This window comes from Variovorax sp. efr-133-TYG-130, from assembly GCF_030208835.1.
In the GTDB taxonomy this organism is placed as follows: domain Bacteria; phylum Pseudomonadota; class Gammaproteobacteria; order Burkholderiales; family Burkholderiaceae_C; genus Variovorax.
In genome coordinates, this window is the sequence record NZ_JARVTD010000008.1 from 16,938 (window position 1) to 42,070 (window position 25,133).

The following is a 25,133-nucleotide window of genomic DNA, read 5'->3' on the forward strand; positions in this document are numbered from 1 at the left end:
ATCGTCGTGATCGTTCAGAGCCGTCGTTGATCGGCCGGCACCAGAGCCGCGCCCTGTGCACACGCCCCGAACAGCAGCCGAAAGCGCAAAGATGAAGCGCGACCTCCCAACCCTCGCGCTCTACGCGCAAGTCAAGGATCACATCTCCCGCAAGATCCAGGACGGCACCTGGCCGCCCGGCCACCGCCTGCCTTCGGAGCATGAACTGGTCGCGCAGTTCGGCATGGCGCGCATGACGGTGAACCGCGCGCTGCGCGAACTGGTGGAGCAGGGCCGCATCGTGCGCGTGGCGGGCGTCGGCAGCTTCGTGGCCGAGAACAAGCCGCAGTCCACGCTGCTGCAGATCGCCAACATCGCCAGCGAGATCCGCCAGCGCGGGCACGACTACCGCTGCGAAATGATCGAGGTCGAACGCATCGCCGCTTCGCCCGACGTGGCCGCATGGCTCGACCTGCGCGCGGGGGACTCGGTGTTCCACAGCGCCTGCCTGCACCTGGAGAACGAAACGCCGGTGCAGCTCGAAGAGCGCTACGTCAATCCGCAGGTCGTGCCCGACTACCTCGAGCAGGACTTCAGCGCCATGCCGCCCAGCGAGTACCTGGTGCGCAACGTGCCCTTCGACCAGATCGAACACGTCGTCGATGCTGTATTGCCCAACGCCGAACAGGCCGGCCGGCTCGCGATGGCGCCCACCGACCCCTGCCTGCTGCTGACGCGCCGCACCTGGATACGCAACACGCCCGTGACCTGGGTGCGCTGCCTGCATCCCGCCTCGCGCTACAGCCTGGGCAGCCGCTTCAAGGCCGACGGCAACCCGAGCTTCGGCTAGTTTTTTTCGTCCTCGAAGACCTACGTTTTCTCTCGCAACCACTTGTATAGACAGGTTCACATGCCAAGCAAACACACCGCCCATCCAGATGCCACCTTGACCCTCACGCCCGGCAAGGTCGACCTTGCGACGCTGCGTCGCATCCAGGCCGGCGGCGTGCGGCTTGCGCTCGACCCGTCGGTGCGCGACGGCATGCTGCGTGCAGAGGCCGCCGTGCGCCACATCGTCGAGAACGACCAGGTCGTCTACGGCATCAACACCGGCTTCGGCAAGCTCGCGAGCACGCGCATCGGCAATGACCACCTGGCCGAACTGCAGCGCAACCTGGTGCTGTCGCACAGCGTGGGCACGGGCGAGCCGCTGGCTGCGCCCGTCGTGCGCATGATCCTCGCGACCAAGGCGGTGAGCCTGGCGCGCGGTCATTCGGGCGTGCGGCCCGCGCTGGTCGATGCGCTGCTGGCCCTGTTCAACGCGGGCGTCACGCCGAGCATTCCGTGCAAGGGCTCGGTCGGCGCGTCCGGCGACCTCGCGCCGCTCGCGCACATGGCCTGCGTGCTGATCGGCGAAGGCCAGGCGACGCTGGCAGACGGCAAGCTCGTCGGCGGTGCCGAGGCGATGCGCAGCATCGGCCTCGAACCCTTCGTGCTCGGCCCCAAAGAAGGACTGGCGCTGCTCAACGGCACGCAGGTGTCGACCGCGCTGGCGCTGGCCGGCCTGTTCGGCGCGGAAGACGTGTTCGCCTCGGCGCTGATGTCGGGCGCGCTGTCGCTCGAGGCCATCCAGGGTTCGATCAAGCCCTTCGATGCGCGCATCCACGCCGCGCGCGGCCAGCCGGGCCAGATCGCTGTAGCTGCTGCGGTGCGCACGCTGCTCGAGGGCAGCGAGATCGTGCCGTCGCACGCCGACTGCGGCCGCGTGCAAGACCCGTATTCCGTGCGCTGCATTCCGCAGGTCATGGGCGCGTGCCTCGACAACCTCGCGCATGCCGCGCGCGTGCTGGTGATCGAAGCCAACGCCGCATCGGACAACCCGCTGGTCTTCACCGACACGGGCGAGGTCATCTCGGGCGGCAACTTCCACGCCGAGCCCGTCGCCTTCGCGGCCGACATCATTGCGCTGGCCGTGAGCGAAGTCGGCGCGATCGCCGAGCGCCGGCTTGCGCTGCTGCTCGACAGCGGCTTGTCGGGCCTGCCGCCGTTCCTGGTGCGCGACGGCGGCCTCAACTCGGGTTTCATGATCGCGCAGGTCACGGCCGCGGCGCTGGCCTCGGAGAACAAGTCGCTCGCGCACCCCGCCAGCGTCGACAGCCTGCCCACCTCGGCCAACCAGGAAGACCACGTGTCGATGGCCACCTTCGCGGGCCGCCGCCTGGCCGACATGGTCGACAACACGGCCGTGGTCGTCGGCATCGAAGCCATGGCCGCCGCGCAAGGCATCGAGCTCAAGCGCAAGCTCAAGAGCTCGCCGCTGGTGGAAGCCGAATTCGCTGCCATCCGCCAGAAGGTCGCCTTCCTCGAACGCGACCGCTACCTCGCCCCCGACATCGAAGCCATGCGCCAGTGGGCGCTGAAGGCCGAGCTGCCGGCCGCGCTGCTCGACATCCTGCCCAGCCACTCTTGAAACACATGACAGATAGGAGAAACACGCCATGAACGCTCCCGAGAAATTCGCCCTGAACAACCCCGACGCAACCGACCCGCGCCATGACCCGACGCGCGTGATCCGCGCCCCGCGCGGCAGCGAGCTCAACTGCAAGAGCTGGCTCACCGAAGCCCCGTTCCGCATGCTGCAGAACAACCTCGACGCCGAGGTGGCCGAGCGCCCGCAAGACCTGGTGGTGTACGGCGGCATCGGCCGAGCCGCGCGCAACTGGGCCTGCTACGACCAGATCCTCGCGTCGCTGAAGGAACTGAACGACGACGAGACGCTGCTCATCCAGTCTGGCAAGCCGGTCGGCGTTTTCAAGACGCATGAGAACGCACCGCGGGTGCTGCTCGCCAACTCGAACCTCGTGCCGAAGTGGGCCAACTGGGAGCACTTCAACGAGCTCGACCGCCAGGGCCTGTTCATGTACGGCCAGATGACGGCCGGCAGCTGGATCTACATCGGAAGCCAGGGCATCGTGCAGGGCACCTTCGAGACCTTCGTCGAAGCCGGCCGCCAGCACTACGACAACAGCCTCGCGGGCAGGTGGATCCTCACGGCCGGCCTGGGCGGCATGGGCGGCGCGCAGCCGCTGGCGGCCACGCTGGCCGGTGCGGTGTCGCTCAACATCGAGTGCCAGCAGTCGAGCATCGACTTCCGCCTGCGCACGCGCTACGTCGACAAGCAGGCGCGCGACATCGACCATGCCTTCGAGCTGATCAAGCAGCACTGCGACGCGAAGGAAGCCGTGTCGATCGCGCTGCTGGGCAATGCGGCGGACATCCTCCCCGAGCTGGTCAAGCGCGCGAAGGCCGGTGGACTGAAGCCCGACCTCGTGACCGACCAGACCTCCGCGCACGACCTGATCAACGGCTACCTGCCTTCGGGCTGGAGCGTGCCGCAATGGCAGGCCGCCATGAAGGACGCCTCGCAGCACGACGCGCTCAAGAAGGCCGCCGCCAGGTCGTGCGCCGTGCACGTGCAGGCCATGCTCGACTTCCAGGCCATGGGCATCCCCACGGTCGACTACGGCAACAACATCCGCCAGGTGGCCTTCGACGAAGGCGTGAAGAACGCCTTCGACTTCCCCGGCTTCGTGCCCGCCTACATCCGCCCGCTGTTCTGCGAAGGCAAGGGCCCGTTCCGCTGGGTGGCGCTTTCGGGCGACCCGGAAGACATCTACAAGACCGACGCCAAGATCAAGGAGCTGTTCCCCGAGAACAAGCACACCCATCGCTGGCTCGACATGGCGCGCGAGCGCATCAGCTTCCAGGGCCTGCCGGCGCGCATCTGCTGGCTGGGCCTGGGCGAGCGCCACATCGCGGGCCTGGCCTTCAACGAGATGGTGAAGAACGGCGAGCTGAAGGCGCCCATCGTCATCGGCCGAGACCATCTGGACACCGGCTCGGTCGCCAGCCCCAACCGCGAGACCGAGGCCATGAAGGACGGCACCGATGCCGTGTCCGACTGGCCGCTGCTCAACGCGCTGCTCAACACGGCCGGCGGCGCTACCTGGGTCAGCCTGCACCACGGCGGCGGCGTGGGCATGGGCTACTCGCAGCACTCGGGTGTGGTGATCGTGTGCGACGGCACCGACGCCGCGGCCAAGCGCATCGAGCGCGTGCTGTGGAACGACCCGGCCACCGGCGTCATGCGCCATGCCGACGCCGGCTACGACATTGCCGTGGCCACCGCGAAGAAGCAGGGCCTGAAGCTGCCGATGGTGAAGTGACGGTAAGACGAAGGTAGAAAGAAAAAACGCGCTCATTCCCATCGAATGGGAATCAAGGCTTGGAAGTGAGAACGGCGAGCAAGATACTGCACGCCGCTTCATCCACTTTCGACCGCCAGCGACTGCCTCCGATGACGTCTCCGACCGACGCTCCCGCCCACAACGACCGCGCCCTGTTCGTGCTGTCGGTGCTGGCGCAGAGCAAGTCGGCGATGACGGCGGCCGAGTTGGTGCAGGCCACCGGCCTGTCGCAGAGCACGCTGTACCGGCAGATCGCCACGTTGCGCCGCTGGGGCTTCGTGATGGAGTCGGAAGGCCGCTACTCGCCGGGCCCGGTGAGCGTGCAGCTCGCCACCGGCTTCGACGGCAACTCCGACCTCGTGATGGCGGCGCGCACCGACATGCGCGAGCTGGCCCGGCAGACGCATGAAAGCGTGGCGCTGGTCACGGCGGTGAACGACCGCGTGGTCTGCCTGGAGATGATCGACAGCGAGCAGTCGCTGCGCTGCTCCTTCGACCGCGGCCGCAGCGTGCCCGCGCGCGACGGCGCCAGCGCCAAGTGCCTGCTGGCCCACATGCCGCCGGACCAGCGCGACGCGCTGCTCGACGGGCTCGGCGAGAGCCCCGAACGCCGCGCCGAACGCGCCGCCGAACTCGATGCCATCCGCGAAGCCGGCCATGCCGTGACCCACGGCGAGGTCGATGCCGGCGTGTGGGGCGCGAGCGCGCCGGTGCTGGCCTCGGGCCGCCGGCTGCGCGGCGCGATCACGCTCATGGCGCCGCTCACGCGGGTCGAGGGCATGGAAGCTGCATTGCTCCACATGACCGTCGTCACGGCGGCCCGCATCTCTCGCGCCCTGCAGTAGTCGCGCGCTGCTTTTTCTTTTTCATTCCCTCGGAAGCCTTTCACCATGAACACCCGCCGCTCCCTCATTTCCGTTGCCGCCGCCGCGCTCTCCGGCCTTGCTCTCTTCGGCTTCGCCGGCGCCGCCCAGGCGCAGGGCGAGCCGCTGCGCGTGGCCACCGACGCCACCTTCCCGCCGATGGAATTCGTGGAGAACGGCAAGCGCACCGGCTTCGACGTGGAGCTGGTCGAGGCCATCGGCAAGACGCTGGGCCGCAAGATCGAGTGGATCGACATCGACTTCAAGGGCCTCGTGCCGGGCCTCATTTCCAAGCGCTTCGACATGGCCGTCTCGGGCATCTACATCACCGAAGAACGCAAGAAGGTCGTCGACTTCACCGTGCCGTACTACGCGGGCGGCCTGGTGGTGATGGTGAAGGACGGCAACACCGCCATCAAGACGCCGGCCGACATCAACGGCAAGAAAGTCAGCGTGCAGGTGGGCACCAAGTCGGTGAGCTACACCAAGGAGAAATTCCCGCAGGTGCAGCTGATGGAGGTCGAGAAGAACCAGGAGATGTTCAACCTCGTCGACATCGGCCGCGCCGACGCCGCCGTGACCGGCAAGCCCGCCGCCTACCAGTACGTGCGCACGCGCGGTGGCCTGAAGGTGCTGCCCGAGCAGATCACGACCGAGGAATACGGCATGGCCATTCGCAAGGACACGCCCGAGCTGACCAAAGCGGTGAACGGCGCCATCGAGAAGCTGAAAGCGGACGGCACCTACGACCAGATCGTGAAGAAGTGGTTCAGCGCCAACGCCAAGTAAGCAGGCCATGGATCTCGATTTCTCGCCAGTCTGGCAGGGCTGGCCCGACCTGCTGCGCGGCGCGCTGGTCACGGTGGAGATCACCGCCTGCGCGCTGGCCCTGGGCTGCGTGCTGGGCCTGCTGGTCGGCATCGGCCGGCTGAACCCGAAGCGGCGCTGGATCTACGGCGCGTGCACCGCTTACGTGGCGGCCATCCGCGGCACGCCGCTGCTGGTGCAGCTGTTCATCCTGTTCTTCGGGTTGCCGCATTTCGGCATCCTGCTGCCGGCCTTCGTGTGCGGCGTGCTGGGGCTCGGCGTGTATTCGGGCGCATACGTGTCGGAGATCGTGCGCGGCGCGATCCAGTCGATCGACAAGGGCCAGACGCTGGCGGCGCAGTCGCTGGGCATGACGCCCGGGGTGGCCATGCGCCAGATCGTGCTGCCGCAGGCGGTGGTGCGCATGATCCCGCCGCTTGGCAACGAGTTCATCGCGCTCATCAAGAACTCGGCGCTGGTGTCGCTGCTGACCATCCACGACGTGATGCACGAGGGGCAGAAGATCATCAGCGTGTCTTACCGTTCGCTGGAGGTGTACCTGGCGATCGCGGTCGTGTACTTCGTGCTCACGGGCACGATGACGCTGATCCTGAGGCACTTCGAGCAGAAGCTGCGCCAGGGCGGGTTGATGCGATGAGCGGCGCGACTGCATTTGTCTTTCTCCCTCCCCTTCCGGGGGAGGGTTGGGGTGGGGGCACGACGGCCTCGACCCAGTCGCAACGCTCATCGGGCGCCGCCCCCATCCCCGCCTTCCCCCAGAGGGGGAAGGAGCAAGAGGCTCGGCAATGAGCGGCGCGCAGCGCTTCTCGCGCACCTCGCTTCCCGTCGCGCCCTGGAAAAACGGCGGCGGCACCACGCAGCAAATCATGAGCTGGCCGCAGGGCGCGGGGCTCGACAGCTTCGGCTGGCGCGTGAGCATCGCGAGCATCGCGGCGGCGGGGCCGTTCTCGGTATTCGCAGGCGTCGACCGCAGCATCACGCTGCTGGAAGGCGACGGCGTGCGCCTCTTCACGCACGACGGGCGCATCGACCATCGCCTCGACGTGCCGCACCGGCCCTTCGCCTTCAGCGGCGACGAGGCCATCGACTGCACGCTGCTCGGCGGTGCATCCAACGACTTCAACGTGATGACGCGACGCGGACAGTGGCGCGCCGAGGTGCGGGTTCTCGACAGCGCATCGGCCATCGAAACCGCGCCGCACGGCGTGCTGCTCGCGTTGCGCGGCGCGTGGCGCCTGAATGATGAAGCGTGCCGCGAAGGCGAGGGCCTGCAGTGGGCCGACGCCACGCAGGCCTGGCAGGCGCTGCCGGAGGGCGCCGACGCACGGCTGCTCGCGGTGCGCATCCTGCCTGCCTGACCCGCAAAGCCAACGAGAAGAAAGACGATGAAACCCGCCAACGAATTTCCTTCCGCCGACGGCCTCTGGGCCGGTCTTCGCCTCGCCACCGATGCCGCGGTGGAGGGCGCCATCGTCGTGGCGCAGGGCGCTGTCCGCTGGGTCGGCGCACGCAGCACACTGCCGGCGGAATTCGCCGGGCTCAAGCAGCACGACGGCGGCGGCGCGCTGGTCACGCCGGGGCTGGTCGATTGCCACACGCACCTGGTCTACGGCGGCCAGCGTGCCAATGAATTCGCGATGCGCCTCGCCGGCGCGAGCTACGAAGAAGTGGCGAAGGCCGGCGGCGGCATCGTCTCTTCGGTGCGCGCCACGCGCGAGGCCGACGAAGACACGCTGTTCGCGCAGGCCGCGTCGCGGCTCGAACAGTTGCTGGCAGACGGCGTGTGCGCCATCGAGATCAAGTCGGGCTACGGCCTTTCGCTGGAACACGAGCGCAAGCAACTGCGCGTGGCGCGGCGTCTGGGCGAGGCCTATGGCGTGACGGTGCGCACCACATTCCTCGGCGCGCACGCGCTGCCTCCTGAATACGCGGGCCGCAGCGGCGACTACATCGACCTCGTCTGCAACGGAATGCTGCCCGCGCTGGCGGCCGAAGGGCTGGTCGACGCGGTCGACGTGTTCTGCGAGCGCATCGCCTTCACGCTCGGGGAGACCGAGCAGGTCTTCAAGGCCGCCAAGGCGCTGGGCCTGCCGGTCAAGCTGCATGCGGAGCAGCTGTCGGACATGGGCGGCGCCGCGCTGGCCGCGCGCTACGGCGCGCTCTCGTGCGACCACATCGAGCACCTGTCGGCCGAGGGCATCGAGGCGATGCGCCGCTCGGGCACCGTGGCTGTGCTGCTGCCCGGCGCCTACTACACGCTGCGCGACACGCACCTGCCGCCCATCGACGCGCTGCGCGCCGCGGGCGTGCCGATGGCGGTTTCTACAGATCACAACCCCGGCACCTCGCCGGCGCTGAGCCTGCTGCTGATGGTGAACATGGCCTGCACGCTGTTCCGCCTGACGGTGCCCGAGGCGCTGGACGGCGTCACCGCGCACGCCGCGCGCGCCCTGGGCCTGCAAGACACGCACGGCGCCATCGCGCCCGGCATGCCCGCCAACTTCGTGCTGTGGAACGTGCGCGAAGCGGCCGAACTGGCCTACTGGTTCGGCCAGCAGCCCGTGCGCACCGTGGTGCGCCAGGGCCGCATCGCCATCGGAGCCAACGCATGACAAACACTCTTTTCGCGGCCGACGCGCTGCTGCCGGAAGGCTGGGCCAGGAACGTCCTGCTGGCGTGGAACGATGCGGGCCAGCTCACGCAGGTGCAAGCCGGTGCGCAACATCCGGCGGACACGCAAGCCGCCACCGGCCCCGTGATTCCCGGCATGCCCAACCTGCATTCGCACGCCTTCCAGCGCGCCTTTGCCGGCCTCACCGAGCACCGCGCCGAGCAGCAGGACAGCTTCTGGAGCTGGCGCACGCTGATGTACCGCTTTGCCGCGCGCCTCGGCCCGCAGCACATGGAAGCCATCGCCACCTGGCTCTACGCAGAGATGCTCGAAGCGGGATACACCAGCGTGTGCGAGTTCCAGTACGTGCACCACGACGTGGACGGCCGCCCCTATGCCGACGAGGCCACGCTGAGCCTGGCCCTGCTGCGCGCGGCGAAGAAGGCCGGCATCGGCTTCACGCTGCTGCCCGTGCTCTACCAGACCGGCGGCTTCGGCGACCTGCCGCCCACCGAGGGGCAGCGCCGCTTCATCCGCTCGACCGAATCGATGCTGCGCCTGCTCGAAGCGCTCAAGCCGGTTTGCGACGCGCAGGGCGCGCGCCTCGGCCTCGCGCCGCACTCGCTGCGCGCCGTGCCGCCCGAAGGCCTGCGCGATGCGATCGCGGGGCTCGAAGCCATCGACCGCACCGCGCCCATCCACATCCACATCGCCGAGCAGACGAAGGAAGTGGACGACTGCGTGGCCTGGAGCGGGCTGCGCCCCGTGGAGTGGCTGCTCGACCACGCGCCGGTCGATGCGCGCTGGTGCCTGGTGCACGCCACGCACATGAACGACGCGGAGTACGAATACGCGGCCCGCAGCGGCGCGGTCGCGGGCCTGTGCCCGACGACCGAAGCCAACCTGGGCGACGGCATCTTCGACTTCGCCAAATGGCGCGGCCACGGCGGCGCATGGGGCGTGGGCTCGGACAGCCACGCCAGCGTGAACGCGGCCGAAGAACTGCTGATGCTCGAATACAGCCAGCGCCTGGCCAGGCGCCAGCGCAACGTCGGCGCCAGCGCGGCGCAGCCGCATGTGGCGAGCGCGCTCACGCTCGAGGCGGTGCAGGGCGGCGCGCAGGCCGCGGGCCGCGCGGTCGGCGGACTTGCGGCGGGGCAGCAGGCCGACTTCGCCGTGCTCGACGCGTCGCACCTCGCGCTGCAGGGGCTGCCGGCGCCCGATATGCTCTCGGCCCACGTCTTCGCGAGCCACCGCACCTCGGCCATCGACAGCGTCTGGGTGGCGGGCCGCCCGCGCGTGTCGGCCGGCCGCCACGCGCTGCACGACGAAGCCGCGGCCGCCTTCGTGGCCGCGCGCACCCAACTACTCAAGGACTGACCCCACCATGGCCTTCACCACCGCCGAACCGCCATTCCGTTTTCGCCAGGGCACGCGAGCGCTGCTCATTTCGATGCCGCACGTCGGCACGCACGTGCCGCCGGCGCTTGCAGAGCGCTTCACGGAAGAAGCGCGCCACGTGCCCGACACCGACTGGCACCTCGAACGGCTCTACGACTTTGCCGACGAACTCGGCGCCTCGGTGCTCGTGGCCACGCACTCGCGCTACGTGATCGACCTGAACCGTCCGCCGGACGGCGCGAGCCTGTATCCCGGCCAGAGCGTCACCGGCCTGTGCCCGGTCGACACCTTCGACGACACGCCGGTGTATGCCGACCCCGGCGACCTGCCGGGCGATGAGGAAACCGCCGAGCGCCGCGACGCCATCTGGCAGCCCTACCACGCCAAGCTGGCCGAAGAACTCGCCCGCATCCGCGCGCAGCACGGCGTGGCCGCGCTGTGGGACGCCCACTCGATCCGCTCGGTGCTGCCGCGTTTCTTCGAAGGCAAGCTGCCCGACCTGAACCTGGGCACCGGCAAGGGCGTCAGCTGCGATCCGGCGCTGGCGCAGACGCTGCTGGGCATCGCCGAAAGCGCCACCGGCTACACGGGCGTGCTCAACGGCCGCTTCACCGGCGGCTACATCACGCGCAACTACGGCAACCCGGCGCAGAACGTGCACGCGGTGCAGCTGGAGATGACGCAGTCGAGCTACATGCAGGAGAAGCTGCCGTTCGACTACCTGCCCGAGGTGGCGGCAGGCGTGCAGCCGCATGTGCGGCGCATGATCGAGGCGGTGCTGGCGTTCGTGGAGAGCCGCCGAAAGGGCTGACGCCCGCCAGGGGCGGGCCCGCTTTCTACAATCGGAGGCTATGAAGCCCGTCATCTACACCCACGGCCAGGCCCTGCCCGGCATCCTCGCCAAGCGCATCGCCATCCTCGACGGTGCCATGGGCACGATGATCCAGCGCTTCAAGCTCACCGAGGAGCAGTATCGCGGCGAGCGCTTCAAGGACTTCGATCGCGACGTCAAGGGCAACAACGAACTGCTGTCGCTCACGCGGCCCGACGTGATCCGCGACATCCACGAGGGTTACCTCGCGGCCGGCGCCGACCTGATCGAGACCAACACCTTCGGCGCGACCACCATCGCGCAGGAGGACTACAAGATGGCCCACCTGGCGCGCGAGATGAACCTCGAATCCGCCCGGCTGGCGCGCGCGGCCTGCGACAAGTTCAGTACGCCGGACAAGCCGCGCTTCGTGGCCGGCGCCCTCGGCCCGACGCCCAAGACGGCGAGCATCAGCCCCGACGTGAACGACCCGGGCGCGCGCAACGTCAATTTCGAGGAGCTGCGCGCGGCCTACTACGAGCAGACCGAAGCGCTGGTCGAGGGCGGCGCCGACGTGATCCTGGTCGAGACCATCTTCGACACGCTCAACGCCAAGGCCGCGCTGTTCGCGGTGGACGAGTATTTCGACAACAGCGGCAACCGGCTGCCGCTGATCATCAGCGGCACGGTGACCGACGCTTCGGGTCGCATCCTGAGCGGCCAGACCGTCACCGCCTTCTGGCACAGCGTGCGCCATGCGCAGCCGCTGGCCATCGGCCTGAACTGCGCGCTGGGCGCGGCGCTGATGCGCCCGTACATCCAGGAGCTGGCGCGCGTGGCCGGCGACACCTTCATCAGCTGCTACCCGAACGCCGGCCTGCCCAACCCGATGAGCGACACGGGTTTCGACGAGACGCCCGACGTCACCTCGCGCCTGCTGCACGAGTTCGCGGCCGAGGGGCTGGTGAACATCGTGGGCGGCTGCTGCGGCACCACGCCGGACCACATCGCCGCCATCGGCCAGGCCGTGGCACCGATGCCGGGGCGTGCGCTGGGCGCCCACAGCGCGGGCTTCTACCGCGAAGCGGCATAAAGAGGCTCGCCCCCAGGCTTCGCGCACTTCGTGTCGCTGCGCCTTCCCCCTGCCGGGGGCAACACCTGAGGCCCGGCTGAGCCGGTTCCTCGGTGTTCACTGAACCGGCCCCGCGCCGATTGACGGGCTGGGGGTCCCGGCATAGGCTGGGCGCAAGGAGCCTTGCCATGAACTCATTCCCACGACGCTGGGCCGGCATCGCCGCGGTCGCCCTGGTGCTGCCGCTTTCGGCGGCGGCGCAGCAGGCCTTCACGCGCGGCGCCGTGAACCTGCGGGCCGGCCCGTCGGGCGACTATCCACTGGTGGCGCGCCTGGCGCCCGGGCAGCCGCTCGATGTGGTGGGCTGCACCAGCGGCTACGGCTGGTGCGACGTGCTGCTGCCAGACGGCGGGCGCGGCTGGGTCTGGGCGCGCAACCTCGACTACGCATACCAGGAGCAGCGCGTGCCGCTGGCCACCTACGGCGCGGTGATCGGCGTGCCGATCGTCGGCTTCGCGATCGGCAGCTACTGGGGCAACTATTACCGCGACCGGCCGTGGTACGGCGACCGGCGCTGGTGGGGCGGCAGGCCGCCGCCGCCGGTGGCCGGCTGGCAGCCACCGCCGCCGATCCGGCCGGGATGGCAGCCGCGTCCCTGGCCGGGACCGGGCTTCCGGCCGCCGGGGCCTGGCGTGCGTCCACCGCCCCCGCCCGGCATCCGTCCTCCGGTCGACCCCGGCTTCCGGCCGCCGCGGCCGCATCCGGGGTTCCGGCCCGGGCCGCCTCCCGGCATGCCGCATCCAGGCGGTGGCGGCGGTTGGCACCACGGCGGTGGCGGACACCACGGTGGCGGTGGCCACCGGCCCTGACCGGCCGTCAGCCTTCGCCGCCGGTCTTGGGCCCGCATTCGCCGGGCGGTCGGCGATCCCGCCCGATCAGCGACACGAAGCGCTGCGCCCCCAGGCCGAGCGGGCGCTCGCGTGACCACACCACGTCGACCCACAGGTCGAGCCCGTTGCTGAGGTTTTCGAACGGAATTTCCACCAGCGCGCCTGCCGCCACGTGAGGCCGCGCGAAGTTGCGCTGCAGCCAGCCCCAGCCCAGCCCGGCGGTGATCAGGCTCAGCGCGGCCAGCGCGTTGTCGGTGCGCCAGACATGGCGGGCGAACACGAAGCGTGGGTCGCTGGTGGCAAGGTCGCGCCCGGCGACGACGATCTGCCGTGTGTTCGTCAGGTGGTCCTCGCGCAGCTTGCCGCCGGGGGCGGCGAGCAGCACCGGGTGGTCGGGCGCCATCACCGCCACCATGAGGTCGCTGCCGACTTCCTGGAAGCCTTCCCGGCCGTCGAGGCTGGGGCGCTCGAACACCAGCGCCAGTTGCGCGCGGCCGCTGTGCAGCAGTTCGAGCGCATCGGCCTGCGGAGCGGCCAGCACCTCGACCTGCAGCAGCGGGTATTCCTGCGCCAGCGTGGCCAGCGGGCCGCTCCACGGCGCGGCCAGCAGCTCGGGTGCGATGGCCAGCGTGAGCCGGTCTTCCAGGCCCTGGGTCAGCGCGAGGGCCTGCACCTGCAACTGCTTGAGCTGGGTCGCCAGCATGCGCGCCTGCGGCTCCAGCGAGCGCGCGGCGGCGGTGGGCTGGGGCTCGCGGCCCTTGCGGTCGAACAGCGGCAGATCGAGCTCGGCCTCGAGGTTGGCGATGGCCATGCTCACGGCCGAAGGCACCCGGCGCAGCGCCCGGGCCGCGGCCGAAAAGGAGCCGTGGTCGATCACGGCCAGGAAGACTTCGACGTTCTCGCTGGTGAAGGCCATTGGCTTGCGCTTTCGGGTCGATCTATCAATAAAACTGAAATAAGTTAACTTTTTATATCAGCAAGAGACACATAAAGTCCACCCATCGCATTTCATTCATCCAGAACGCAAGAGGAAAAATCATGCAGGGGCTTCGCCGTCGTGTTGTCTACATCTCCCTTTACGAAGGGATCGCCATCGTCGCCGCAAGCGCCGGCCTGGCATTGATGACCGACGCCGGCCTGGGCCATTCCGGCGCGCTGGCGGTGGCTGCATCGGTGATCGCGGTGCTCTGGAACCTGGCTTTCAACGCCTTGTTCGAGCGCTGGGAGTCGCGCCAGGCGGTTCGCGGGCGCAGCGTGCGCCGCCGCATCGCCCATGCCATCGGCTTCGAGGGCGGGCTGGTCGCGTTCCTGGTGCCGATGTTCGCCTGGGGCCTGGGCGTGTCGCTCTGGCAGGCGCTGGTGATGGACCTGGGGCTGGTGGTGTTCTTCCTGGTCTACACCTTCGTCTTCAACTGGGCCTTCGACCGCATCTTCGGCCTGCCGGCCTCGGCGATGGGCAAGGCGCAGCCGGCCTGAGGCGCCAGGTGCCTACTGCCCGCCCGGCGGCGCGACGGGTTTGCGCGCCGCGGCCGAGCGCATCGCCAGCGCGCCGCTCAGGCGCAGGCGCTCGGTTTCGTTGAAGAGCGTTTCGCGCAACCGGGCCTGTTCGGCTTCGGACGCCGCCGCGTAGCGGTCGAGGCGCGCATTCCAGTCCTGGTTTTCCTGGTCGAGCGCCGCGAGGTTGCGGGCCACTTCGTAGCCGTAGGCCTCGCTGCGCGCGGCAAAGCGCTCCTGCGGGCTCGCGCCTCGCGCCTCGAGCGCGGCGGTCTGCTGCATCACGTCGGCATGGGCGACGGCTTCCCGGCGCACTTCGCGCTGTTCCGGCGACAGCCATGCCTGCTCGCTTTGCTTCAAGGCAGCGGTGCGCTGCTCGGGCGTCAGGGCGGTGTTGGCGAGCAATTCCAGCTTGTCGGCCATGAAGTTGTCCTGGCGGATCTGGTCGCCGAACAGGCCTTCGATTTCCTCGGGCGCGAAGTAGCGCCGGCGCATCGCCTCGCGCGCCTGCAGGGCGCGGCGCAGTTGCGCGGGGTCGCCGGGCGCGGGCGGCGGCATCGACGTCAGGGCCTCCTGCATGTCGACATAGCGTTCGAGCAGTCCGAGCGCGCGCACGCGCCAGTCCTCGCGCAGGTACTTGGCCAGCAGGGCGGGGGCCTTGGCCATGAAGGCGGCCTTGTTGTCGGCCTGCGCCTCGGACAGCACCTGGTCGAAGACGGAGATGAGCGAGCTGTTCAGCAGGGCGTCGGGCATGGCGGCTGCCGTTGCGGTCTGCGCCGGTCGTGGCTCGGGGCTGGCCGTGGCGGTGGTCGCCGCGGCAGGCCCGCGTTCGGCGGTGAAGGGGCCGTCTTCGTCGGGAAGGCTCGCGAGCCAGCCGCCGCCGACCGCGATCAGCACCGCCCCGCCCGCCGCCCAAGGCACCCACCGCATTCCCACGGCCGGCGCCTCAGAGTCCCGCGCTCTTCAGCCGCGCGGCCTGGTCCTTGAAGAGCTCCGGCACCTTCTTCTCGTAGTACGGGAACTGGCTGCCGTAGGTGTTGCCCAGCACCTGGTTGACCTCGTCGAGGTGGTTCTGGCGGTAGTCGCCCAGGTGGGTGCCGAGCCGCGTGGTGCAGGTCGCGAGCAGGCCGTCGTTGTCCTCGCCGAAGAAGGCGAGGGTGCCCAGCGCCGACAGCGGCGCGTCGCTCGGGTCGAACAGGCTGAAGCCGGTCGACACGCCCGACCACGAGTAGTAGCGCACGCCGTTCACCACCGCCGCGCCGCTCTTCACGCTGCACGACGAGCCCTGCGCGGGCCGTCCCTGCAGGAACTTGGCGTCGAAGGCCGCGCCACCGGTCGTGGTCAGCGAGGCCAGCGCGTTCAGCGGGACTTCCGGCAGCTGGCTCGGGTCCTTGCCCGAGAGGAAGCCGATCACGCTGGTCAGCAGCCCCACGGCCTTGACGACCACGCCTTGCGCGATGCCGCCCTCGGGCAGCCTGGCGAGCAGGTCGGCCACCTTGGAGCCGCCGTTCGCGCCGCCCACCGAGGTGACCGACGCCACCAGGTCGGGCGCCACCGCCGCCACATAGCGCACCGTGGGCGCGCCTTGGGAATGGCCGATCAGGTTGAACTTGAGCGTCGGGTTCTTTTCCAGCGCGCGGATGGTCTTGAGCTCCTGCAGCAGCTGCTCGCCGCGGATCTCCGAGGTGTTGGTACCCGAGACCTGCGCCACGTAGACCCGCGCGCCGGCGCCGGCCAGCTTGTCGGGGATGCCGTAGAAGTAGTCGACGCCCAGCAGGTTGTCGAAGCCCAGCAGGCCGTGGACCAGCACGATGGGGTATCTGGTCCTGGCCTCGTCGGAGGCCGCCCGGGCCGTCACCAGCGTCGAGCCGCCGCTGGCGGCCGCGCGGGCCATGGGGGTCATCGCCATCGTCGCCGCGGCAAGCCCGCAGCAAAGAACCACATTCCACTTCATGGCCATCCGGCACTCCCTGACGTCGGTTGAAAAAACGAACGTTCGTTCGGAAACGGTGGCCGCATTCTGTGGATGCGGGCGGGAATGGAAACTGGGGTTTTCCCCGTGGCGGGTTGAATCGCCCTAAAATGCTCGCCTTCCCAAGGAGCGTTGCAGCGGCGGGCCACAGCGGCCGGCCGTCAGGCTTGGGGCGACAACGACGCTCGCCTGTTCGACTCTTCCGCAGGTGAGGCCATGTCCCAGATTCCCGCTCCAGCTACCCCCGATTCCGCCCCCCTGGCACCCCCGCCCATGAAGCTGTCCGGCCTCGAGCCAGTCGCCATCGGCGAAGGCACGCTGTTCGTCAATATCGGCGAGCGCACCAACGTCACCGGCTCCAAGGCCTTTGCGCGGATGATCCTGAACGGCCAGTTCGAAGAGGCGCTGGCCGTGGCGCGCCAGCAGGTCGAGAACGGCGCGCAGGTGATCGACATCAACATGGACGAGGCCATGCTCGACAGCAAGGCCGCCATGGTGCGCTTCCTGAACCTCATTGCCAGCGAGCCCGACATCGCGCGCGTGCCGGTGATGGTCGACAGCTCGAAGTGGGAGGTCATCGAGGCCGGCCTGCGCTGCATCCAGGGCAAGGGCATCGTCAACTCCATCTCCATGAAGGAGGGCGTCGACAAGTTCAAGCACGAGGCCAAGCTGGTCAAGCGCTACGGCGCCGCCGCCGTGGTCATGGCCTTCGACGAGAAGGGCCAGGCCGACACCTACGCGCGCAAGATCGAGATCTGCGAGCGCGCCTACCGCATCCTGGTCGACGAGGTGGGCTTCCCGCCCGAAGACATCATCTTCGACCCAAACATCTTCGCCATTGCCACCGGCATCGAGGAGCACGACAACTACGCGGTCGACTTCATCAACGCCGTGCGCTGGATCAAGGAGAACCTGCCGGGCGCCAAGGTGTCGGGCGGCGTGAGCAACGTGAGCTTCAGCTTCCGCGGCAACGACCCGGTGCGCGAGGCGATCCACACCGTGTTCCTGTACCACGCCATCAAGGCCGGCATGGACATGGGCATCGTCAACGCCGGCATGGTGGGCGTGTACGACGACCTGGAGCCGACCCTGCGCGAGCGCGTGGAAGACGTGGTGCTCAACCGCCGCCCCGACGCCGGCGAGCGCCTCGTCGAGGTGGCCGAAACCGCCAAGAGCGGTGCCAAGGACGACAGCAAGAAGCTCGAATGGCGCGGCACGCCCGAGAACCCGGTGCACGTCAACCAGCGCCTGTCGCATGCCATGGTGCATGGCATCACCGACTTCATCGTCGAGGACACCGAAGAGGCCTACCAGCAGATCCTCGCCAAGGGCGGCCGCCCGCTGCACGTGATCGAAGGCCCGCTGATGGACGGCATGAACATCGTGGGCGACCTGTTCGGCCAGGGCAAGATGTTCCTGCCGCAGGTGGTGAAGTCGGCGCGCGTCATGAAGTCGGCCGTGGCCCACCTCATTCCCTACATCGAGGAAGAAAAGCGCCAGGACGAGGCCGCGGGCCGCGACGTGCGCACCAAGGGCAAGATCATCATCGCCACCGTGAAGGGCGACGTGCATGACATCGGCAAGAACATCGTCACCGTCGTGCTCCAGTGCAACAACTTCGAAGTGGTGAACATGGGCGTGATGGTCCCGTGCCACGAGATCCTGGCCAAGGCGAAGGTCGAGGGCGCGGACATCGTGGGCCTGTCGGGCCTGATCACGCCCAGCCTCGAAGAGATGCAGTACGTGGCCGGCGAGATGCAGAAGGACGACCACTTCCGCATCAGGAAGATCCCGCTGCTCATCGGCGGCGCCACCACCAGCCGCGTGCACACGGCGGTGAAGATCGCGCCGCACTACGAAGGCCCGGTGGTCTACGTGCCCGACGCCTCGCGCAGCGTGAGCGTGGCGCAAAGCCTGCTGAGCGACCAGGCGACCGCGTACATCGACGAGATCAACGCCGACTACGAGAAGGTGCGCCAGCAGCACGCCAACAAGAAGCAGGTGCCGCTGTGGCCGCTGGCCAAGGTGCGCGCCAACAAGACGCCGATCGACTGGTCGAGCTATACGCCGCCGGTGCCCAAGTTCATCGGCCGGCGCGTGTTCAGGAACTTCGACCTGACCGAGCTTGCCAAGTACATCGACTGGGGCCCGTTCTTCCAGACCTGGGACCTGGCCGGCCCGTTCCCGGCCATCCTGAAGGACGAGATCGTCGGCACCGAGGCCGTGCGCGTGTACGCCGACGGCCAACGCATGCTCAAGCGCCTGATCGAAGGCCGCTGGCTCAGCGCGAGCGGCATCGTCGGCTTCTGGCCCGCCAACACGGTGAACGACGACGACATCGAGCTCTACACCGACGAGACGCGCAGCGAGGTCGCGCTCACCTGGTACGGCATGCGCCAGCAGACCGAGAAGCAGGTGATCGACGGCGTGATGCGCCCGAGCCGCTGCCTGGCCGACTTCGTCGCGCCCAAGGCGAGCGGCCTGAAGGACTACGTGGGCGTGTTCGCCGTGACGGCCGGCCTGGGCGTGGAGAAAAAAGAGAAGTACTTCATCGACGACCTCGACGACTACTCCGCCATCATGCTCAAGGCCCTGGCCGACCGGTTGGCCGAGGCCTTCGCCGAGTCGCTGCACCACCGCGCGCGCACCGACCTCTGGGGCTACGCGAGCGACGAAAGCCTGAGCAACGACGACATGATTGCCGAGAAATACCGCGGCATCCGCCCCGCGCCCGGCTATCCCGCCTGCCCCGACCACAGCGTGAAGCGGCCGATGTTCGACCTTCTGGGCTGCGCGGACATTGGAATGACCCTGACGGAAAGCCTCGCTATGATGCCCGCCGCCAGCGTGAGTGGTTTTTACTTAAGTCACCCCGATTCCACCTACTTCAACGTCGGCAAGATCGGGCATGACCAGTTGCAGGACCAGGCCGCGCGGCGCAAGGAGAGCGAGGCCGACCTGGAGCGCCTGCTGGCACCCAATCTTTGAACCCGCCGGCCGGTCCCCAGCCGACCGGCACCGGGAGTTGCTATTCAGAAATTGATATTCGCGGCCGCGCACTACGCGGCACTGGCGGTCTTCATCACCAGCAGCTGGGGTTTCGGCCGCGCATTGCTCGGCCGCCTGGCTCCGCCGCCCCGGCGTGACGCCTGGCTGGAGGCCGCGATGGCCGTGGCCCTGGGCATGGGGCTCTTCATCTGCGCGTTCCAGGCGCTGGCCATCTTCGGTGCCTTCCGGCCCGGGGCCACGCTGGCACTGGTGCTGGCGGGCGTGGCGGCCGCCGCGATCCAGCTGCCCGGCTGGCTGCGCGAGCGGCGTGCCCTGCGCTCCGGCGAGGCCGCGGCGCCCTGGACCCGTTACGAGCGCATCGCCGCCATCGCGCTGGCGCTGGTCGCGCTGCCCGCCCTGGTGGCGCCGCTCGCGCCGCCCTTCGCCTTCGACGAGCTGATGTACCACCTGCCCTATGCGCGGCAGGTCGCGCAGCAGGGCACGCTGGGCATCCACGACTGGCTGCGCTACCCCTGGTTCCCGTACAACTACAACCTGCTGTATGCCGCCGCGCTGCAACTGGGCGACGACGTGCTGCCGCACTTCCTCAACGCGCTGGCGGGTGCGCTGTCGGTGGTGATGCTCTACCGCCTCGGCATGCAGCATGCCAACCGGCTCACCGCCTGCATCGGCGCGGCCATCTGGCTGGGGCTCGGCGACTACTCCAACGCGCTCATCGACATGGGCGTCGCGCTGTTCGTGCTGTCGGCCTGCGTGGCGCTGTGGTGGTGGCGCGAGTCGCAGCCCGGCAGGCCGGTGCACGGCGGCATGCGCTGGCTGGGGCTCGCGGCCTTCTTCCTGGGGGTGGCGGCCGGCTCCAAGTACCAGGCGCTGGTCTTCATGCCGCTGGTGGCGCTGTTCGTGGTGCGTCAGGAGCGCAGCCTCAAGGCCTGGGGGCTGGCGCTGGTGTGCTTCCTGCTGCCGTGCATCTACTGGTACGCGCGCAACTTCGTCATGACGGGCGATCCCTTCAATCCCATCGGCGCGCGTGTGTTCGGCTTCACCGAATGGACGCCGGCCGACTACGTGCAGCAGGTGGCCGACGTGCGCGTGCACGCCGAAATGCCCAATGCGCTGATCTGGTCGTTCTTCCTCGCGCCCTTCGGCGTGCTGTGGAAGCGCTCCGCCGCCGTGCGCGCGGCGGGCTGGTTCTGCTTCTACTCGGTGGCGGTGTGGGTCGTGACCTCGCGCTACCCGCGCTACCTGATGGCGTCGTTCCCGCTGCTGGCCCTGGTCTCGGCCGTCGGCTGGCAGGTGCTGTTCGGCTGGATCTCGTCGGGCCTGCGCCGCTTGTTCGGCCGCAAGGACGAGCGCGAGGCCGGTGCTGCGGTCGCGACAGGCGCCATGAGCCGCGACACCGCCCGCGCCGGCGCCCGCATGGGCGACTGGGTGGCCGTGCTGCTGCTGGCCGTGCTGGCCGCCGTGGCGGTGCGCCAGACCGCGGTCAAGGTCGGCATGATCTCGGTCACGCCCGAGACGCGCGAAGCCTTCCTGCGCAAGCACGTGCCGGGCTATGCCGCCATGGACTACCTACGCCGCAACGCCACCGGCCGGGTCTACCAGGTCGCGCTGAACGAGGCGATCTACTACGGCCCCAACCCGATCTGGGGCGACACCCTCGGCCCTTGGCGCTACACCGACTTCGGCAAGCTGTCGGGCGGCGACCTCGCGCGCAAGCTCGCGGGCCTGGGCTTCGTCGCCGTGGTGCTGCCGGACTCCGTCGTCCCCGTGTTCAGCGCCCGGGTCGACTTCGACAAGTACTTCGCCGTGCAGTTCGAACAGGACGGCAGCCGCGTCTACCGTATCCTCCCCGTCGCACCATGACCGACGCCGACCCCCACGCCCACGCCCGCCATCCCTTGCGCATCGCAGTCGTCATCCCCTGCTACAACGAGGCGCTGGCCATCGCGCAGGTGGTCGAGGGCTTTCGCGCGGCGCTGCCCGAGGCCGAGGTCCACGTCTTCGACAACAACTCCAGCGACGGCACTGCCGCCGTCGCGCGCGCGGCCGGCGCCGTCGTCACGCACGTGGCCGCGCGCGGCAAGGGCAACGTGGTGCGGCGCATGTTCGCCGACGTCGAGGCCGACGTGTACGTCATGGCCGACGGCGACGCCACCTACGACGCCGCCGCCGCGCGCCGGCTGATCGACCGGCTGGTGGAGGGCAACCTCGACATGGTGGTCGGCAACCGCGTCGACGACGGCCGGAACGCGCTCACCTACCGTGCGGGCCACCGCTTCGGCAACCGGCTGCTGACCGGCGCCGTGGTGCAGCTCTTCGGCGGCGGCCTGACCGACATGCTCTCGGGCTACCGCGTGTTCTCGCGGCGCTACGCCAAGTCGTTCCCGGCGCTGTCGCGCGGCTTCGAGATCGAGACCGAACTCACCGTGCACGCGCTCGAGCTGCGCATGCCCTACGCGGAGGAAAGCACCGCCTACAGCACGCGGCCCGAAGGCTCCGAGAGCAAGCTCTCGACCTACCGCGACGGCTGGCGCATCCTCAAGACCATCTGCAAGCTGTTCGTGAGCGAACGGCCGCTGCAGTTCTTCTCGATCATCGGGGCCTTCCTGGTGGCCCTGTCGGTCGTGCTGTCGGTGCCGCTCTTCATGACCTACATGCACACCGGCCTCGTGCCGCGCCTTCCCACGGCGGTGCTGGTGACGGGCGCCATGCTGGCCGCGATGCTGTCCTTCGTCTGCGGCATCGTGATGCACGCCATCACGCTCGGGCGGCGGGAGGCCAAGCGGCTGCGCTACCTCGCGATACCGGGCGTGCGCGCGGCTGTGCACCGATGAAGATCGGCCGGGAGTTCCTGTCGTTCGCCTTGATCGGCGTGATCGGGCTCGTCGTCGACGTGGTGGTGCTGTACCTGCTGGCGCCGCTGCTGGGCTGGTACGTCGCGCGCGTGGTGTCGTTCCTGGCGGCGGCGACCACCACCTGGGCCTTCAACCGCCGCTACACCTTCGCGGCCGGCGCGGCGGCCAGCCGTTCCATCTGGCGTGAGTACTTCGGCTATCTCGCCACCATGACCGCCGGCGCGGTGCTGAACTACGGCGCCTACGTGCTGACCCTGCACTGGGTCGAAGGCCGCTGGGCCGCCGCGCTCGGCGTGGCCATGGGCAGCCTTGCCGGGATGAGCGCCAATTTCCTGTCGGCGCGCTACCTGGTGTTTCGCTCGCACCGCGGCGGCTGAGGCCGCCGGTCAGTGCGCGCCTGAAACCACCACCGGAATCTCGGTCGCAGGCGGCGTGTTGCGGCTGCGGCCGCAGCGCACGATGCCGTCGATCATCACCATGCCCACGCCCGGAATGTCGCCGAGCTGCACACTTTCGAGCAGGCCCGGCGCGGGCGAATGCTGCGCGCGGTCCATGAACACGAAGTCGGCGTCGCGGCCCACCTCGACCAGCCCGCAGTTGAGCTTGCGGATCTTCGCGGTGTTGCCGGTGGCGAAGCAGAACACCAGTTCGGCCGGGATGTTCGCGATGGACGACAGCATCGCCACCATGCGCAGGATGCCCAGCGGCTGCACGCCGGAGCCCGCGGGCCCGTCGGTGCCGAGGATCACGCGGTGCGGGCACTTGAGCTCCAGTGCTGCCTTGGCCGCGGCGATGGCGACCTTCTCGTTGCCGTTGTGCACGATCTCGATGGCGCGCGAGCTCTTCTCGCAAAGCTCGCACACGTGCGCCTCGGGCAGCGAGGTGTGGCCGCCGTTGATGTGGCCGATGATGTCGGCGTCGGCTTCGAGCACCACGTCCTTGTCGATCAGGCCCGAGCCGGGAATCGACGGGCCGCCGGTGTGGATGGTGCTCTGGATGCCGTACTTGCGTGCCCAGGCCACCATTTCCTTCGCTTCATAGCCGGCCTTGACCGAGCCCAGGCCCACTTCGCCGAGCAGGCCCACGCCGGCTTCGGCGAGTTCCTTGAAGTCGCTCTCGACCATGCCCTTCTCGATGACCGGCGCGCCGGCCAGTACCTTCACGCCGCCGGGGCGGAAGTTGTCGAACGCGCGCTGCGCCGTGATGGCCAGGGCCTTCAGGCCGACGATGTCTTTCGGGCGGCCGGGCAGGTGCACTTCGCCGGCGGAAATCATGGTGGTCACGCCGCCGTGCATGGTCGAGTCGATCCAGCCGATCTGGCCCTGGCGCGGCGTCCAGTCGCCGAACACCGGGTGCACGTGGCTGTCGATCAGGCCGGGCGCCACGCAGGTCTTCTTCGCGTCGATGACGGTCTTCGCGCCTTCGAGGTCGCAGTCTTTCTCCTTGCCGACCGCGACGATCAGGCCGTCGTTCACCACGATGGTGTCGGCATCGAGGATGGGCTTGTCGATGTCGCCCGAGAGCAGCAGCCCGATGTTCTTTATGACGACCTTGCCCGACTTGCCGCCGGCTGCGATTTCTGCCATTTCGTGTTTTCCTCGTGGGGTGGGGTATTGTCTTGTACGTCGTCCGCGCGCACGGTGCGCAGCACGGTCTCGATCACGAAGTCTTCCCAGTGCGTGATCGCCTCCTGCGACTCCAGCGGCTCGCCGAGGAAGGCGGTGAGCGTGTGCCTGTTGGAGGTGTAGAAATAGCCGGTGGACGCGATCAGCAGATAGATGTCGCGCGCCACAAGGTCCTTGCGGAACAGGCCCTGCGCGGCGCCGCTGGCCAGGATTTCCGCAATGATCGCCACCGCGCGCGACGAATACTCGCGAGCGCGCAGCGACTTGGAGATGTGCCGGCCCTTGTGCAGGTTCTCGGTGTTCAGCAGCGTGACGAACTCGGGGTTCTTGCGGTAGTAGCCCAGCACGAAACGGATGACTTCGGTGAGCGCCTCCACCGGCCGCGAAGCGTCGAGCGCAATGGCGGCCTCGGCGTCGTCCATCCGCTGGTAGATGCCTTCGAGCACCGCGATGAAGAGACCTTCCTTGCTGCCGAAGTAGTAATAGATCATGCGGTCGTACGACTTGGCGGCCTTGGAGATCTTCTCCACGCTGCCGCCGTCGTAGCCGTACTTGGCGAACACCTTGGTCGCCGACTTCAGGATGCTGTCGCGCGTGGCCTGTGCGGCCGCCTCGCGCACGCCCGTGCGGCGCTGCGGCTTGGGCTTGGCGGTGGAGCGGCTGTCGGCCATCGTGCGCGCGACGTCCTGCCTACTTTTCGGCGAAGGCGCGTTCGACGACGAAGTCGCCCGGCGTGCTGGTGTTGCCTTCCTTGAAGCCGCGCTTCTCCAGGATGTGCTTCAGGTCGACCAGCAGGCCGGGGCTGCCGCACAGCATGACGCGGTCTTCCTCGACGTTGAGCGGCGGCAGGCCGAGGTCGTCGGTGAGCTTGTTGCTCTCGATCAGGTCGGTGATGCGGCCCTGGTTGCGGAACTCCTCGCGCGTGACGGTGGGGTAGTACAGCAGCTGGTTGGCGATCATCTCGCCCAGGATCTCGTGCTTGGGCAGGTGGTCGGTCACCAGGTCGTGGTAGGCCAGTTCGTCGACCTGGCGCACGCCGTGCACCAGAATGACCTGCTCGAACTTCTCGTAGGTCTCCGGGTCGCGGATGATGCTCATGAACGGTGCAAGGCCGGTGCCGGTGCCGAACAGGTACAGGCGCTTGCCCGGCAGCGTGTAGTCGATCAGCAGCGTGCCGGTGGGCTTGCGGCCCACGATGATGGTGTCGCCCACCTGGATGTGCTGCAGCTTCGAGGTGAGCGGGCCGTCTTCCACCTTGATGCTCAGGAACTCGAGATGCTCCTCGTAGTTCGCGCTCACGATGCTGTAGGCACGCAGCAGGGGCTTGTTGTTGACCTTCAGGCCGATCATCGTGAAATGACCGTTCGAGAAGCGCAGCGACGGGTCGCGCGTGGTGGTGAAGGTGAACAGGCGGTCGGTCCAGTGGTGGACGCTCAGGACGCGTTCTTCGCTGAATGCACTCATACGAAACTCAAG

Annotated in this window: 23 protein-coding genes and 1 riboswitch; of the genes, 17 read left to right on the top strand and 6 right to left on the bottom strand. The window is 68.7% G+C overall.

Annotation, left to right across the window (positions count from 1 at the left end):
* Window positions 1-91 precede the first annotated feature (91 nt).
* The 12 genes from hutC (at window position 92) to QRN67_RS10170 (ending at window position 12,681) form a co-directional block, all read left to right on the top strand.
* Window positions 92-829 carry a histidine utilization transcriptional repressor HutC gene (gene hutC, locus QRN67_RS10115; RefSeq protein WP_285411651.1) on the top strand — a complete coding sequence of 246 codons (738 nt, stop codon included), beginning with the start codon at window positions 92-94 and terminating at the stop codon, window positions 827-829.
* A gap of 60 nt (window positions 830-889) precedes the next feature.
* On the top strand, window positions 890-2,449 hold the full coding sequence (gene hutH / locus QRN67_RS10120; protein WP_081271413.1) for a histidine ammonia-lyase: 1,560 nt from the start codon (window positions 890-892) through the stop codon (window positions 2,447-2,449).
* Window positions 2,450-2,477: 28 nt separating this feature from the next.
* Entirely contained in the window at window positions 2,478-4,205 is a 1,728-nt protein-coding gene (gene hutU / locus QRN67_RS10125; RefSeq protein WP_285411652.1) for a urocanate hydratase, read from the top strand.
* Between the two features lie 131 nt (window positions 4,206-4,336).
* Window positions 4,337-5,071 carry an IclR family transcriptional regulator gene (locus tag QRN67_RS10130; protein ID WP_106936161.1) on the top strand — a complete coding sequence of 245 codons (735 nt, stop codon included), beginning with the start codon at window positions 4,337-4,339 and terminating at the stop codon, window positions 5,069-5,071.
* 45 nt (window positions 5,072-5,116) lie between these two features.
* Window positions 5,117-5,878, top strand: coding sequence for a transporter substrate-binding domain-containing protein (locus tag QRN67_RS10135; RefSeq protein ID WP_285411653.1), 762 nt, complete (start codon window positions 5,117-5,119; stop codon window positions 5,876-5,878).
* 7 nt (window positions 5,879-5,885) lie between these two features.
* Window positions 5,886-6,554 carry an amino acid ABC transporter permease gene (locus tag QRN67_RS10140; protein WP_081271409.1) on the top strand — a complete coding sequence of 223 codons (669 nt, stop codon included), beginning with the start codon at window positions 5,886-5,888 and terminating at the stop codon, window positions 6,552-6,554.
* 148 nt (window positions 6,555-6,702) lie between these two features.
* Window positions 6,703-7,275 (top strand): HutD/Ves family protein, encoded by a 573-nt coding sequence (locus tag QRN67_RS10145; protein WP_285411654.1) that lies wholly within the window; start codon window positions 6,703-6,705, stop codon window positions 7,273-7,275.
* A 27-nt stretch (window positions 7,276-7,302) separates the two neighbouring features.
* Window positions 7,303-8,529: an imidazolonepropionase gene (gene hutI, locus QRN67_RS10150; RefSeq protein WP_285411655.1), complete on the top strand. Its 1,227-nt coding sequence runs from the start codon at window positions 7,303-7,305 to the stop codon at window positions 8,527-8,529.
* Window positions 8,526-9,908: a formimidoylglutamate deiminase gene (locus QRN67_RS10155; RefSeq protein WP_285411656.1), complete on the top strand. Its 1,383-nt coding sequence runs from the start codon at window positions 8,526-8,528 to the stop codon at window positions 9,906-9,908. Before hutI ends, QRN67_RS10155 begins: the two co-directional genes overlap by 4 nt.
* Window positions 9,909-9,915: 7 nt before the next feature.
* The gene (gene hutG / locus QRN67_RS10160) at window positions 9,916-10,740 is read left to right on the top strand and encodes an N-formylglutamate deformylase (protein WP_081271406.1); all 825 of its coding nucleotides are present in this window, start codon (window positions 9,916-9,918) and stop codon (window positions 10,738-10,740) included.
* 40 nt (window positions 10,741-10,780) lie between these two features.
* Window positions 10,781-11,833 (top strand): homocysteine S-methyltransferase family protein, encoded by a 1,053-nt coding sequence (locus QRN67_RS10165; protein WP_081271405.1) that lies wholly within the window; start codon window positions 10,781-10,783, stop codon window positions 11,831-11,833.
* Between the two features lie 167 nt (window positions 11,834-12,000).
* Window positions 12,001-12,681, top strand: coding sequence for an SH3 domain-containing protein (locus QRN67_RS10170; protein WP_285411657.1), 681 nt, complete (start codon window positions 12,001-12,003; stop codon window positions 12,679-12,681).
* Window positions 12,682-12,688: 7 nt separating this feature from the next.
* Here QRN67_RS10170 and QRN67_RS10175 read toward each other — a convergent pair whose 3' ends face one another.
* Complete coding sequence (locus tag QRN67_RS10175) at window positions 12,689-13,618, bottom strand: LysR family transcriptional regulator (protein WP_106936154.1); 930 nt, start codon at window positions 13,616-13,618, stop codon at window positions 12,689-12,691.
* 122 nt (window positions 13,619-13,740) lie between these two features.
* Here QRN67_RS10175 and QRN67_RS10180 point away from each other — a divergent pair, with 122 nt between their 5' ends.
* Complete coding sequence (locus QRN67_RS10180) at window positions 13,741-14,178, top strand: PACE efflux transporter (protein ID WP_285411658.1); 438 nt, start codon at window positions 13,741-13,743, stop codon at window positions 14,176-14,178.
* A 12-nt stretch (window positions 14,179-14,190) separates the two neighbouring features.
* Here the strand turns inward: QRN67_RS10180 and QRN67_RS10185 are convergent, their stop codons facing one another.
* Both QRN67_RS10185 and QRN67_RS10190 read right to left on the bottom strand, forming a co-directional pair.
* The gene (locus tag QRN67_RS10185; protein ID WP_285411659.1) at window positions 14,191-15,126 is read right to left on the bottom strand and encodes a lipase secretion chaperone; all 936 of its coding nucleotides are present in this window, start codon (window positions 15,124-15,126) and stop codon (window positions 14,191-14,193) included.
* 16 nt (window positions 15,127-15,142) lie between these two features.
* Entirely contained in the window at window positions 15,143-16,099 is a 957-nt protein-coding gene (locus QRN67_RS10190) for an esterase/lipase family protein (protein ID WP_285411660.1), read from the bottom strand.
* Window positions 16,100-16,286: 187 nt separating this feature from the next.
* Window positions 16,287-16,362, top strand: a riboswitch (S-adenosyl-L-homocysteine riboswitch).
* Between the two features lie 79 nt (window positions 16,363-16,441).
* On the opposite strand from QRN67_RS10190, the gene metH reads away from it, so the two are divergent.
* The 4 genes from metH to QRN67_RS10210 are packed head-to-tail and all read left to right on the top strand — an operon-like array spanning window position 16,442 to window position 22,409.
* Window positions 16,442-19,156, top strand: a complete 2,715-nt coding sequence (gene metH / locus QRN67_RS10195; RefSeq protein ID WP_253819856.1) for a methionine synthase — start codon at window positions 16,442-16,444, stop codon at window positions 19,154-19,156.
* Between the two features lie 54 nt (window positions 19,157-19,210).
* Window positions 19,211-21,040 (top strand): ArnT family glycosyltransferase, encoded by a 1,830-nt coding sequence (locus QRN67_RS10200; protein ID WP_503010889.1) that lies wholly within the window; start codon window positions 19,211-19,213, stop codon window positions 21,038-21,040.
* Window positions 21,037-22,011 carry a glycosyltransferase gene (locus QRN67_RS10205; RefSeq protein ID WP_285411663.1) on the top strand — a complete coding sequence of 325 codons (975 nt, stop codon included), beginning with the start codon at window positions 21,037-21,039 and terminating at the stop codon, window positions 22,009-22,011. The genes QRN67_RS10200 and QRN67_RS10205 overlap by 4 nt, the downstream gene beginning before the upstream one ends.
* Entirely contained in the window at window positions 22,008-22,409 is a 402-nt protein-coding gene (locus QRN67_RS10210) for a GtrA family protein (RefSeq protein ID WP_081268091.1), read from the top strand. The genes QRN67_RS10205 and QRN67_RS10210 overlap by 4 nt, the downstream gene beginning before the upstream one ends.
* Window positions 22,410-22,418: 9 nt before the next feature.
* Here the strand turns inward: QRN67_RS10210 and QRN67_RS10215 are convergent, their stop codons facing one another.
* From QRN67_RS10215 to QRN67_RS10225, 3 genes are read right to left on the bottom strand one after another with little or no spacing between them, the layout of a single operon-like run.
* A complete protein-coding gene (locus QRN67_RS10215) occupies window positions 22,419-23,618 on the bottom strand; it encodes an amidohydrolase family protein (RefSeq protein WP_285411664.1) in 1,200 nt (399 codons plus the stop codon).
* A complete protein-coding gene (locus QRN67_RS10220; RefSeq protein ID WP_285411665.1) occupies window positions 23,573-24,328 on the bottom strand; it encodes a TetR/AcrR family transcriptional regulator in 756 nt (251 codons plus the stop codon). Before QRN67_RS10220 ends, QRN67_RS10215 begins: the two co-directional genes overlap by 46 nt.
* 19 nt (window positions 24,329-24,347) lie before the next feature.
* Window positions 24,348-25,121 (bottom strand): ferredoxin--NADP reductase, encoded by a 774-nt coding sequence (locus tag QRN67_RS10225; RefSeq protein WP_081268094.1) that lies wholly within the window; start codon window positions 25,119-25,121, stop codon window positions 24,348-24,350.
* Window positions 25,122-25,133 lie beyond the last annotated feature (12 nt).